Annotated in this window: 8 protein-coding genes and 1 pseudogene; all 9 read left to right on the plus strand. The window is 65.5% G+C overall.

What is annotated here, in order from left to right:
• Positions 1-43: 43 nt before the first annotated feature.
• A complete protein-coding gene (gene secE, locus J5837_RS09860; RefSeq protein WP_210536586.1) occupies positions 44-448 on the plus strand; it encodes a preprotein translocase subunit SecE in 405 nt (134 codons plus the stop codon).
• Between the two features lie 10 nt (positions 449-458).
• On the plus strand, positions 459-1016 hold the full coding sequence (gene nusG, locus J5837_RS09865) for a transcription termination/antitermination protein NusG (RefSeq protein ID WP_210536587.1): 558 nt from the start codon (positions 459-461) through the stop codon (positions 1014-1016).
• Positions 1017-1230: 214 nt separating this feature from the next.
• Entirely contained in the window at positions 1231-1659 is a 429-nt protein-coding gene (rplK, locus tag J5837_RS09870) for a 50S ribosomal protein L11 (protein WP_210536588.1), read from the plus strand.
• 4 nt (positions 1660-1663) lie between these two features.
• Positions 1664-2362: a 50S ribosomal protein L1 gene (gene rplA, locus J5837_RS09875; protein ID WP_210536589.1), complete on the plus strand. Its 699-nt coding sequence runs from the start codon at positions 1664-1666 to the stop codon at positions 2360-2362.
• Between the two features lie 352 nt (positions 2363-2714).
• The gene (rplJ, locus tag J5837_RS09880) at positions 2715-3242 is read left to right on the plus strand and encodes a 50S ribosomal protein L10 (RefSeq protein WP_210536590.1); all 528 of its coding nucleotides are present in this window, start codon (positions 2715-2717) and stop codon (positions 3240-3242) included.
• 49 nt (positions 3243-3291) lie between these two features.
• Positions 3292-3663, plus strand: a complete 372-nt coding sequence (gene rplL, locus J5837_RS09885; protein ID WP_210536591.1) for a 50S ribosomal protein L7/L12 — start codon at positions 3292-3294, stop codon at positions 3661-3663.
• 375 nt (positions 3664-4038) lie between these two features.
• Positions 4039-8238: a DNA-directed RNA polymerase subunit beta gene (gene rpoB, locus J5837_RS09890; protein WP_210536592.1), complete on the plus strand. Its 4200-nt coding sequence runs from the start codon at positions 4039-4041 to the stop codon at positions 8236-8238.
• 89 nt (positions 8239-8327) lie between these two features.
• A complete protein-coding gene (rpoC, locus tag J5837_RS09895) occupies positions 8328-12557 on the plus strand; it encodes a DNA-directed RNA polymerase subunit beta' (protein WP_210536593.1) in 4230 nt (1409 codons plus the stop codon).
• A 334-nt stretch (positions 12558-12891) separates the two neighbouring features.
• Positions 12892-12981: pseudogene (locus tag J5837_RS09900) on the plus strand (30S ribosomal protein S12); the annotation flags it as partial.

Raw genomic sequence — 12981 nt, forward strand, 5'->3', positions numbered from 1 at the left:
CCGCCATGACATGGTGGCGGGCGGGCCGGAAGAGCAGACAGTCTTGAACAGCAAGGTCGAACAATCCAAAGCCGCGGGCTCCAAGGCTGCGAATCCCGCAGGCGACATCGCCAAGTACGCGCTGGCGGTGCTGCTGGCGGTGGCCGGTCTGGTCGCCTACTGGTGGTTCAAGGGCCAGTGGCCGACCCCGCTGCCGGCGATCGCCGCCGCGCTGGGCCTGGTGCTGGGCGGCCTGGTGTTCCTGACCTCGGCCAAGGGGCACGAAGTGCGCCATTATCTCGCCGAGTCGCGCTTCGAGCTGCGCAAGGTGGTGTGGCCGACCCGCCAGGAATCGCTGCGCCTGACCTGGGTGGTGATGATCGTGGTCGCGGTCTTGAGCCTGGTGCTGGCGGCGTTCGACTGGGGCATCCAGAAGGCGATCGCCCTGCTGTTCACGCTGGGCCGTTGAGGAGAATGCAGTGAAGCGTTGGTACGTGGTCCACGCCTATTCGGGTTTCGAGAAGTCGGTTGCGCAGTCGCTGCGCGATCGCATCGCGCGCAACGGCATGGAAGAGCGTTTCGGCGACGTGCTGGTGCCCACCGAGGAAGTGGTGGAGATGCGCTCCGGCCAGAAGCGCCGTTCCGAGCGCAAGTTCTTCCCCGGCTACGTGCTGGTGCAGATCGAGACGCACGACGAAGCGGGCATCCCGCGCATGGACAACGAGAGCTGGCACTTGGTCAAGGAGACCAGCAAGGTGCTGGGCTTCATCGGCGGCACCGCCGACCGTCCGCTGCCGATCCGCGACGAGGAGGCCGCCGCCATCCTCGACCGCGTGCAGGAAGGCGTCGAGAAGCCGAAGCCGCGCGTGCTGTTCGAGCCGGGCGAGATGGTCCGCGTCACCGAAGGTCCGTTCAACGACTTCAACGGCGTGGTCGAGGAAGTCAATTACGAAAAGAGCCGCCTGCGCGTGGCGGTGCTGATCTTCGGCCGCTCCACCCCGGTCGAGCTGGAATTCGGTCAGGTCGAAAAGGCCTGAGGCGCCGGTCCGGGCCTGCCCCGGGCAGGGGTCGCCAAAACCTGCTATGATTTCCGGCTCCCTTCACGGGAGCCCAGCCTATCGGCCGCCCCAGGGCGGCCGTTGGCGCGAGACAAGGCAAGGCGCGAAGCCGGGACGCGCCTGCCCTGAGATGAGATTTCCCGGAACGATGGGGAGCCTGCCTTGCAGGCGTTAGCACCCGGAGAGTACCCAAATGGCAAAGAAAGTAATCGGCTACATCAAGCTGCAGGTGAAGGCCGGCCAGGCCAACCCCTCGCCGCCGGTCGGTCCCGCGCTGGGTCAGCGCGGCCTGAACATCATGGAGTTCTGCAAGGCGTTCAACGCCGCCACGCAGAAGCTGGAACCGGGCCTGCCGATTCCGACCGTGATCACGGCCTATTCCGACCGTACCTTCACCTTCATCACCAAGACGCCCCCGGCGACCATCCTGTTGAAGAAGGCCGTCGGCATCCAGTCCGGCTCCAAGCGCCCGAACACCGAGAAGGTGGGCAAGGTCACCCGCAAGCAGCTCGAGGAAATCGCCAAGGCGAAGGAGCCCGACCTGACCGCGGCCGACCTGGACGCGGCGGTGCGCACCATCGCGGGCTCGGCCCGTTCGATGGGTCTGACGGTGGAGGGCTGAGAACATGGCACTGAACAAGCGACAGAAGTCGATCCTCGCCGCGGTGACCCCGGGCAAGGCCTACGCCATCGATGAGGCGTTGAAGATCATCAAGACCGCGACCAAGGCCAAGTTCGTCGAGTCCGTCGACGTGGCCGTGCGCCTGGGCGTGGATGCGAAGAAGTCCGACCAGCAGGTGCGCGGTTCCACCGTGCTGCCGGCCGGCACCGGCAAGAGCGTGCGCGTGGCGGTGTTCGCCCCCGCGGGCGCCAAGGCCGATGAGGCCCTGGCCGCCGGCGCCGACGCCGTCGGCATGGACGACCTGGCCGAGAAGATGCAGGCCGGCGACCTGAACTACGACGTGGTCATCGCCACGCCGGACGCGATGCGCGTGGTCGGCAAGCTGGGTACCGTGCTGGGCCCGCGCGGCCTGATGCCGAACCCGAAGGTCGGCACCGTTTCGCCGAACCCGGCCGAAGCGGTGAAGAACGCCAAGTCGGGCCAGGTGCGCTACCGCACCGACAAGGCCGGCATCATCCATTGCACCATCGGCAAGGCCAACTTCGAAGACGAAGCGCTGAAGAACAACCTGCACGCCCTGCTGGCGGACCTGGTCAAGGCCAAGCCGTCCGCGGCCAAGGGCCAGTACCTGCAGAAGATCTCGATCAGCTCGACGATGGGTCCGGGCGTCACCGTGGACCAGTCCACGCTGAGCCTGAAGTAATCGCAGCACGTTCAATCCCTCCCTCGCGTGTGGGGGAGGGCGCAACAAAATTTTTGAGGGCGTCGCCGAGGACTCCGGTCCGGAGCGCAGCCGTCAAAGACCGCAGGCGCGGTCGGCGCATATCGACGACGGGCAACGGAAGCTCGGCACGGCAGGGAGTCGCCGTCGATACAGCGGGGTCGCTTAATTCGTTCCCGGCAACGGGGCGGGCCGGCGTAGATGGTGCCGCCTTCTGGATGTTTTCAGAGAGGCCACCAACGGGACGCATCCGCGTCCCCGGCGCGCAGGAAGCGTGCCGTCCAGGGCCGCCAGCGGCAGGAGCCGCGGGCGGAGTCAACCAAAGAGGAGTGTTATGGCTCTCAATCTGTCCCAGAAGCAGGAAGTAGTCGCCGAACTGGCAGACGTCGCCGCCAAGGCGCACTCCTTGATCGCCGCAGAGTACGCAGGCACCACGGTCAGCCAGATGACCGCGATGCGCAAGAAGGCTCGCGAAACCGGCGTGTTCCTGAAAGTCGTCAAGAACACGCTGGCCGCGCGCGCCGTCGAAGGCACGGAATACGAGGTTGTCAAGGACAAGCTCGTCGGTCCGCTGCTGTACGCGTTCTCGACCGAGGAGCCCGGCGCCGCCGGTCGCCTGATCAAGGAATTCGCCAAGGGCAACGACAAGCTGCAGGCCAAGGTCGTTTCCGTGGGTGGCCAGCTGTATCCGGCCAGCCACGTGGAAGTGCTGGCCTCGCTGCCGACCCGCGATCAGGCGCTGGCCATGCTGGCCCGCGTGCTGGCCGAGCCGGCCGCGATGTTCGGCCGTGCGGTCAAGGCCGTGGCCGACAAGCAGGGTGGCGGCGAAGCCGCGCCTGCCGAAGCCGCCGCCGAAGCCTGAGTTCGACGAATCCAATCCCTTTAAAGAAATCATCCAGAGGTAAACGAGCATGTCCCTTACCAACGAACAGATCGTCGACGCGATCGCCGAAAAGTCCCTGATGGAAGTGATGGAGCTGGTCAAGGCCATCGAAGATAAGTTCGGCGTCTCCGCCGCCGCCCCGGTCGCCGTGGCCGCCGGCCCGGTCGCCGCTGGTCCGGCCGCCGAAGAGCAGACCGAGTTCACCGTCGTGCTGAAGTCGGCCGGCGACAAGAAGGTCGAAGTGATCAAGGCCGTCCGCGGCATCACCGGCCTGGGCCTGAAGGAAGCCAAGGACCTGACCGAAGCCGGTGGCACGGTCAAGGAAGGCGTTTCGAAGGAAGACGCCGAGAAGTTCAAGAAGGACCTGGAAGCCGCTGGCGCGACCGTCGAGGTCAAGTGACGCAATGGCGCGGTTGCGCTTAAGCGCAACCGCCTCGGCCATTGCATCATCCCCGCGCAGGCGGGGATCCAGTGTCTCCAACAGGTTCCTCCAGAACTTGAAAGCAGCAAAAGCAAAATCCGCCATCGCAGCGACATCGTGATGGCAAGCCAAGGCCGGGGGCGGAAGCCCCTGGCCTTTGGCCGTTGTTGAAGATCCACTGTTGCAAGGCAATACCCAAAACCCGAGTTGGTAGTTGGAAGCAGATTCAGACAGGCGTGCTGGTGCCGGCAATACCAGCGGCTTCCAACTGACGATTTCCCGTTCGCGCGGCGTTTCGCGCGCAGCGTTCCCCCGGAACCCCCTGCGGTTCCCAAGATGCCCGAGGCATAGACAATGACGACGTATTCGTTCACCGAGAAGAAGCGCATCCGCAAGGATTTCGGCAAGCAGCGCTCGATCCTGGAAGTGCCGTTCCTGCTCGCGATCCAGGTCGATTCCTACCGCGAATTCCTGCAGGAGCATGTCGAACCGTCCAAGCGCGCCGACCATGGCCTGCACGCCGCGCTGAAGTCGGTGTTCCCGATCGTCAGCTACAGCGGCAACGCCGCGCTGGAATACGTCGGCTACAAGCTGGGCGAGCCGGTGTTCGACGAGCGCGAGTGCCGCAACCGCGGCCTGAGCTACGGCGCGCCGCTGCGCGTGACCGTGCGCCTGGTGATCTACGACCGCGAGTCGTCGACCAAGGCGATCAAGTACGTGAAGGAGCAGGAGGTCTACCTGGGCGAAGTCCCGCTGATGACCGACAACGGCACCTTCATCGTCAACGGCACCGAGCGCGTCATCGTCTCCCAGCTGCACCGCTCGCCGGGTGTGTTCTTCGACCATGACCGCGGCAAGACCCACAGCTCGGGCAAGCTGCTCTATAGCGCCCGCATCATTCCTTACCGCGGCTCCTGGCTGGACTTCGAGTTCGACCCGAAGGACGCGCTGTTCACCCGCATCGACCGTCGCCGCAAGTTGCCGGTGACCGTGCTGCTGCGCGCGCTGGGCTACAGCAACGAGGAAATGCTCAACGCATTCTTCGACATCAACACCTTCCACATCCTGCCCGAAGGCGTGGAGCTGGAACTGGTGGCCGAGCGCCTGCGCGGCGAAACCCTGAACTTCGACCTGGCCGACGGCGACAAGGTCATCGTCGAAGCCGGCAAGCGCATCACCGCGCGCCACGTCAAGCAGCTCGAACAGTCCGGCATCTCCGCGCTGGCCGTTCCGGACGAATACCTGGTCGGTCGCATTCTGTCGCACGACGTGATCGACGCCAACACCGGCGAGTTGCTGGCCAACGCCAACGACGAGATCAGCGAAGACCAGCTGGCCAAGTTCCGCAAGGCCGGCGTGGCTTCGGTCGGCACGCTGTGGGTCAACGACCTCGATCGCGGCCCGTACCTGTCCAACACCCTGCGCATCGACGCGACCAAGACCAAGCTCGAGGCGCTGGTGGAAATCTACCGGATGATGCGTCCGGGCGAGCCGCCGACCAAGGACGCGGCCGAGAACTTGTTCCACAACCTGTTCTTCACCTTCGAGCGCTACGACCTGTCGGCCGTGGGCCGGATGAAGTTCAACCGCCGCATCGGCCGCCGCGAAGTCACCGGCCCGGCCGTGCTGTACGACCACAAGTACTTCAGCGAGTACAAGAACGGCAAGGACGAGGAAGTCAACAAGCTGGTCGCCGCGCAAGGCGACACTTCCGACATCCTCGACGTCATCCACGTGTTGACCGAGATCCGCAACGGTCGCGGCGTGGTCGACGACATCGACCACCTGGGCAACCGCCGCGTGCGTTCGGTCGGCGAGATGGCCGAGAACACCTTCCGCGTGGGCCTGGTGCGCGTCGAGCGCGCCGTGAAGGAACGCCTGTCGATGGCCGAGTCCGAAGGCCTGACCCCGCAGGAACTGATCAACGCCAAGCCGGTCGCGGCGGCGATGAAGGAGTTCTTCGGCTCGTCGCAGCTGTCGCAGTTCATGGACCAGAACAACCCGCTGTCGGAAGTGACGCACAAGCGCCGCGTCTCCGCGCTGGGCCCGGGCGGCCTGACCCGCGAACGCGCCGGCTTCGAAGTGCGCGACGTGCACCCGACCCATTACGGCCGCGTCTGCACCATCGAGACGCCGGAAGGCCCGAACATCGGCCTGATCAACTCGCTGGCCGTGTACGCGCGAACCAACAAGTACGGCTTCCTCGAGACCCCGTACCGCAAGGTCGTCGACGGCATGATCACCGACGAGGTCGAATACCTGTCGGCGATCGAGGAGAACGAGTTCGTCATCGCCCAGGCCAATGCGCTGCACGACGCCAAGGGCAAGCTGACCGAGCAGTTCGTGCCGTGCCGTTACCAGGGCGAATCGTTGCTGAAGCCGCCGGCGGAAGTGCACTTCATGGACGTGTCGCCGATGCAGACCGTGTCGATCGCGGCCGCGCTGGTGCCGTTCCTCGAGCACGACGACGCCAACCGCGCGCTGATGGGCGCGAACATGCAGCGCCAGGCCGTGCCGACGCTGAAGGCGCAGAAGCCGCTGGTCGGCACCGGCATCGAGCGCGCCGTGGCGCGCGACTCGGGCGTGACCGTGAACGCCAAGCGCGGCGGCGTGGTCGAGCAGGTCGATGCCGGCCGCATCGTGGTCAAGGCCAACGAGAACGAGATCTCCGGCGAACACGATGCCGGCGTCGATATCTACTCGTTGATCAAGTACACCCGCTCCAACCAGAACACCTGCATCAACCAGCGTCCGCTGGTCAACGTGGGCGACGTGATCGCGCGCGGCGACGTGCTGGCCGACGGTCCCTCGACCGACATCGGCGAACTGGCGCTGGGCCAGAACATGCTGATCGCGTTCATGCCGTGGAACGGCTACAACTTCGAAGACTCGATCCTGCTCTCCGAGCGCGTGGTCGAGGAGGATCGCTACACCACGATCCACATCGAAGAACTGACCGTGCAGGCGCGCGACACCAAGCTGGGGCCGGAGGAAATCTCCGCCGACATCCCCAACGTGTCGGAAAGCGCGCTGAACCGCCTCGACGAATCCGGCGTGGTCTACATCGGCGCCGAGGTGCGTGCCGGCGACATCCTGGTCGGCAAGGTCACGCCCAAGGGCGAAAGCCAGCTGACCCCGGAAGAGAAGCTGCTGCGCGCGATCTTCGGCGAGAAGGCCTCGGACGTTAAGGACAGCTCGCTGCGCGTGCCCCCGGGCATGGACGGCGTGGTCATCGACGTGCAGGTGTTCACCCGCGACGGCATCGAGAAGGACAAGCGCGCCCGCCAGATCGAGGACAGCGAGATCAAGCGGGTCAAGAAGGACTTCGACGACCAGTTCCGCATCCTCGAAGGCGCGATCTACGCCCGCCTGCGTTCGCAGATCGTCGGCAAGGTCGCCAACGGCGGCGCCGGCCTGAAGAAGGGCGACACCGTCACCGACGCCTTCCTCGACGGGTTGAAGAAGGCCGACTGGTTCCAGCTCCGGATGAAGGACGACGACGCGTCCGAGGCCATCGAGCGAGCGCAGAAGCAGATCCAGGCGCACGAGAAGGAATTCGAGAAGCGCTTCGCCGACAAGCGCGGCAAGATCACCCAGGGCGACGAGCTCGCCCCGGGCGTGCTGAAGATGGTCAAGGTGTTCCTGGCAGTGAAGCGCCGCATCCAGCCGGGCGACAAGATGGCCGGCCGCCACGGCAACAAGGGCGTCGTGTCCAACGTGGTGCCGGTGGAAGACATGCCGTACATGGCCGACGGCACCTCCGTCGACATCGCGCTGAACCCGCTGGGCGTGCCTTCGCGCATGAACATCGGCCAGATCCTCGAGGTGCACCTGGGCTGGGCCGCGAAGGGCCTGGGCAAGCGCATCCAGCGCATGCTCGACGCGCAGGCCGCGGTCAAGGACCTGCGTGGCTTCCTCGAACAGATCTACAACCACGACAGCAAGCTCACCGGCGAACAGCGCGTCGACCTGACCCAGTTCAGCGACGACGAACTGATCGCGCTGGCGAAGAACCTGGTCGACGGCGTGCCGATGGCTTCGCCGGTGTTCGACGGCGCCGCCGAGGCCGAGATCAAGCACATGCTGAACCTGGCCTACCCGGACGGCGACAAGCAGACCGAGCAGCTCGGCTTCAACGCCAGCAAGACCCAGATGCAGCTGTACGACGGACGCACCGGCGACGCATTCGATCGCCTGACCACGGTCGGCTACATGCACTACCTGAAGCTGAACCACCTGGTCGACGACAAGATGCACGCGCGTTCCACCGGTCCGTACTCGCTGGTCACCCAGCAGCCGCTGGGCGGCAAGGCGCAGTTCGGCGGCCAGCGCTTCGGCGAAATGGAAGTCTGGGCGCTGGAAGCCTACGGCGCGGCGCACACCCTGCAGGAAATGCTGACGGTCAAGTCGGACGACGTGCAGGGCCGCAACCAGATGTACAAGAACATCGTCGACGGCGAGCACGAGATGGTCGCCGGCATGCCGGAGTCCTTCAACGTACTGGTGAAGGAAATCCGCAGCCTGGCCATCAACATGGAGCTGGAAGACAACTGAGGCACGCGGGCCGGCGGCGATCCCGCCCGGCCCGTCCCCGTGGTTCCCTTCCCGCCCCGACACAGAATTCCTCCTGACGGAGAAACAAGATGAAAGACCTGCTCAACCTGTTCAACCAGCAGCGCACCACCGTCGATTTCGACGCGATCAAGATCGGCCTGGCTTCGCCGGACCTGATCCGTTCGTGGTCGTTCGGCGAGGTGAAGAAGCCCGAAACGATCAACTACCGCACCTTCAAGCCCGAGCGCGACGGCCTGTTCTGCGCCGCGATCTTCGGACCGATCAAGGACTACGAGTGCCTGTGCGGCAAGTACAAGCGCATGAAGCACCGCGGCGTGGTCTGCGAGAAGTGCGGTACCGAAGTGACCCTGGCCAAGGTGCGCCGCGAGCGCATGGGCCACATCGACCTGGCCTCGCCGGTCGCGCACATCTGGTTCCTGAAGTCGCTGCCGTCGCGCATCGGCCTGATGCTGGACATGACCCTGCGCGACATCGAGCGCGTGCTGTACTTCGAAGCCTACGTGGTCACCGAGCCGGGCCTGACCTCGCTCGAACGCCGCCAGTTGCTGACCGAAGAGCAGTACATGCAGGCGCGCCAGGAATACGGCGACGACTTCGACGCCGCGATGGGCGCCGAGGCGGTCTACGAACTGCTGCGCACCATCGACCTGCAGTCGGAAATGGTCACCCTGCGCGAGGAAATCGCCAGCACCGGTTCCGAAACCAAGCTCAAGCGCCTGACCAAGCGGATCAAGCTGGTCGAAGCCTTCCTCGAGTCGGGCAACCGCCCCGAGTGGATGGTCATGACCGTGCTGCCGGTGCTGCCGCCGGACCTGCGTCCGCTGGTCCCCCTGGACGGCGGCCGCTTCGCGACCTCCGACCTCAACGACCTGTACCGCCGCGTCATCAACCGCAACAACCGCCTGCGCCGCCTGCTCGAGCTGAACGCGCCGGACATCATCGTGCGCAACGAAAAGCGCATGCTGCAGGAGTCGGTCGACGCGCTGATGGACAACGGCCGCCGCGGCCGCGCCATCACCGGCACCAACAAGCGCCCGCTGAAGTCGCTGGCCGACATGATCAAGGGCAAGCAGGGCCGTTTCCGCCAGAACCTGCTCGGCAAGCGCGTCGACTACTCGGGCCGCTCGGTCATCGTGGTCGGCCCGTACCTCAAGCTGCACCAGTGCGGCCTGCCGAAGAAGATGGCGCTGGAGCTGTTCAAGCCGTTCGTGTTCGCCAAGCTGCAGCGTCGCGGCCTGGCCACCACGATCAAGGCCGCGAAGAAGCTGGTCGAGCGTGAAGAAGCCGAGGTGTGGGACATCCTCGAAGAGGTGATTCGTGAGCATCCGGTGCTGTTGAACCGCGCCCCGACCCTGCACCGCCTCGGCATCCAGGCGTTCGAGCCGGTCCTGATCGAAGGCAAGGCGATCCAGCTGCATCCGCTGGTCTGCACCGCGTTCAACGCCGACTTCGACGGCGACCAGATGGCCGTGCACGTGCCGCTGTCGCTGGAAGCGCAGCTGGAAGCGCGCGCGCTGATGATGTCGTCCAACAACATCCTGTCGCCGGCCAACGGCGAGCCGATCATCGTGCCGTCGCAGGACGTGGTGCTGGGCCTGTACTACATGACCCGCGCCCTGGAGAACAAGACGGGCGAGGGCATGGTGTTCGCCAACATCGCCGAAGTGAAGCGCGCCTACGACAACAAGGCGGCCGAGCTGCACGCCAAGGTCAAGGTGCGCATCACCGAGACGGTGATCGCCGAGGACGGTTCGCGTTCGAGGAAGACCTCGATCGTCGACACCACGGTCGGCCGCGCGCTGCTGGCCGAAATCCTGCCGGACGGCCTGCCGTTCGCACTGGCCAACACCGAGCTGAACAAGAAGGCGATCAGCCGCCTGATCAACTCCAGCTACCGCATGCTCGGCCTGAAGGACACCGTGGTGTTCGCCGACAAGCTGATGTACACCGGCTTCGCCTACGCGACCCGCGCCGGCGTGTCGATCGGCATCGACGACATGCTGATCCCGGTCGAGAAGAAGGGCATCCTCGGCGAAGCCGAGCAGGAAGTGCTGGAGATCCAGGAACAGTACCAGTCGGGCCTGGTCACCGCGGGCGAGCGCTACAACAAGGTGGTCGACATCTGGTCGCGCACCAACGAGCGCATCGCCAAGGCGATGATGGACACCATCGGCACCGACAAGGTGCAGAACGCCAAGGGCGAGACCATCGACCAGAAGTCGATGAACTCGCTGTACATCATGGCCGACTCGGGCGCGCGCGGTTCGCAGGCGCAGATCCGCCAGTTGGCCGGCATGCGCGGCCTGATGGCCCGTCCCGACGGCTCGATCATCGAGACGCCGATCAAGGCGAACTTCCGCGAAGGCCTGAACGTGCAGGAGTACTTCAACTCCACCCACGGCGCCCGTAAGGGCCTGGCCGATACCGCGTTGAAGACGGCGAACTCGGGTTACCTGACCCGCCGCCTGGTCGACGTGGCCCAGGACGTGGTGATCACCGAAGTCGATTGCGGCACCCGCGAGGGCCTGACCATGACCCCGATCGTCGAAGGCGGCGACGTGGTCGAGGCGCTGAAGGACCGCGTGCTGGGCCGCATCGTGGCCGAGGACGTGTTCCTGCCGGGCAACGACGAGGATCCGATCGTCACCCGCAACACCCTGCTGGACGAAGTCTGGGTGCAGAAGCTGGAAGACGCCGGCGTGCAGTCGGTGAAGGTGCGTTCCACCATCACCTGCGAATCCGAATTCGGCGTGTGCAGCCACTGCTACGGCCGCGACCTGGCCCGTGGCCACATCGTCAACATCGGCGAAGCGGTCGGCGTCATCGCCGCGCAGTCGATCGGCGAGCCCGGCACCCAGCTGACCATGCGTACCTTCCACATCGGCGGCGCGGCTTCGCGTGCGGCGGCGGTGGATAACGTCACGGTGAAGACCACCGGTTCGGTCAAGTTCAACAACCTCAAGTTCGTCGAACAGACCAGCGGTAACCTGGTCGCGGTGTCGCGCTCGGGCGAAATCTCGGTGCTCGATGCCCACGGCCGCGAGCGCGAGCGCTACAAGCTGCCGTACGGCGCGACCATCGCCGTCAAGGACGGCGCCGAGGTCAAGGCCGGCCAGCAGGTCGCCAACTGGGATCCGCACAACCACCCGATCGTGTCGGAAGTGGCTGGCTTCGTCCGCTTCATCGACTTCGTCGACGGCGTCACCGTCATCGAGAAGACCGACGAACTGACCGGCCTGGCTTCGCGCGAGATCACTGATCCGAAGCGTCGCGGCTCGACCGGCAAGGACCTGCGCCCGATCGTCCGCATCGTCGACAAGGACGGCAAGGACCTCAACATCCCGGGCACCGACCTGCCGGCGCAGTACCTGCTGCCGCCGCGTTCGGTCGTCACCCTGCAGGACGGCGCCGCCGTCGGCGTGGGCGACGTGGTCACCAAGGTGCCGCAGGAAGCGTCGAAGACCCGCGACATCACCGGTGGTCTGCCGCGCGTGGCTGACCTGTTCGAAGCGCGCAAGCCCAAGGATCCGGCGATCCTGGCCGAGCGTTCGGGCGTGGTCAGCTTCGGCAAGGACACCAAGGGCAAGCAGCGCCTGATCATCAAGGACACCGACGGCAGCGAGCACGAGGAACTGATTCCGAAGTACCGCGCCATCACCGTGTTCGAAGGCGAGCACGTGTCCAAGGGCGAAACCATCGTCGACGGCGAACCGAGCCCGCAGGACATCCTGCGCCTGCTCGGCGTCGAGCCGCTGGCCGCCTATCTGGTCAAGGAAATCCAGGACGTGTACCGCCTGCAGGGCGTGAAGATCAACGACAAGCACATCGAGGTGATCACCCGCCAGATGCTGCGCAAGGTCGAGATCACCGACGCCGGCAACAGCAAGTTCCTGGCCGGCGAGCAGGTCGAGAAGCAGCGCCTGATCGAAGAGAACGCCCGACTGGCCGCCCGCAACGAGCTGCCCGCCAAGGCCGATCCGGTCCTGCTGGGCATCACCAAGGCCTCGCTGGCGACCGAGTCGTTCATCTCCGCGGCCTCGTTCCAGGAGACCACCCGCGTGCTGACCGAGGCCGCCGTGCGCGGTACCCGCGACAGCCTGCGCGGCCTGAAGGAGAACGTGATCGTCGGTCGCCTGATCCCGGCCGGCACCGGCCTGGCCTACCACAGCCAGCGCCGCAAGAACGCCTCCGGGCTGACCGAGTCGGAGATGGAAGCCCTGGCCGGCGGCGTCGCCGCGACGGAAGTCGAGCAGGAGGCCTCCCCGGCCGCCGAGGCGAGCGAGGAATCCGCGTCCTGAGAAGGCCGGTAACCCGGAATGCCGGCCCGAGGGTTGGCATTCCGTGGGAAGTTACGTACAATTAACAAGTTAGGAGCCCGGCAGGGACTCCCAGATCACGAAATGAGACGCTTGGAGGCGGCTCGTGTTCGGCCCAGGGCAGGGCGGGATCGCAGGTAGTAAACCCATCGGCAAGTGCGCGGACCGCGCCCTTGGACCGAAGGGTTTGGATGGCTCGCGTTGACGGTAACGTCGAACGCGGGCTATACTTTTTCGTCTCGGTGAGCCGGATCCAGCGGCTCGCCGTTTGTTTTCTCACCGCAGCGGCCTTCGCGCCCTCATCAAAGAGTTCCAGATGGCAACAATCAACCAGCTCGTGCGCAAGCCGCGCAGCCCGGAAACCTACAAGAGTGCCTCGCCGGCGCTGGACAAGTGCCCGCAGCGT

Source organism: Pseudoxanthomonas helianthi (assembly GCF_017939625.1).
GTDB lineage: Bacteria > Pseudomonadota > Gammaproteobacteria > Xanthomonadales > Xanthomonadaceae > Pseudoxanthomonas_A > Pseudoxanthomonas_A helianthi.

Bases quoted from the DNA above. Each gene is read 5' to 3' on its own strand.
- rplK (WP_210536588.1), top strand. From the start codon at position 1,231: ATGGCAAAGAAAGTAATCGGCTACATCAAGCTGCAGGTGAAGGCCGGC.
- rplA (WP_210536589.1), top strand. From the start codon at position 1,664: ATGGCACTGAACAAGCGACAGAAGTCGATCCTCGCCGCGGTGACCCCG.
- rplJ (WP_210536590.1), top strand. From the start codon at position 2,715: ATGGCTCTCAATCTGTCCCAGAAGCAGGAAGTAGTCGCCGAACTGGCA.
- rplL (WP_210536591.1), top strand. From the start codon at position 3,292: ATGTCCCTTACCAACGAACAGATCGTCGACGCGATCGCCGAAAAGTCC.
- rpoB (WP_210536592.1), top strand. From the start codon at position 4,039: ATGACGACGTATTCGTTCACCGAGAAGAAGCGCATCCGCAAGGATTTC.
- rpoC (WP_210536593.1), top strand. From the start codon at position 8,328: ATGAAAGACCTGCTCAACCTGTTCAACCAGCAGCGCACCACCGTCGAT.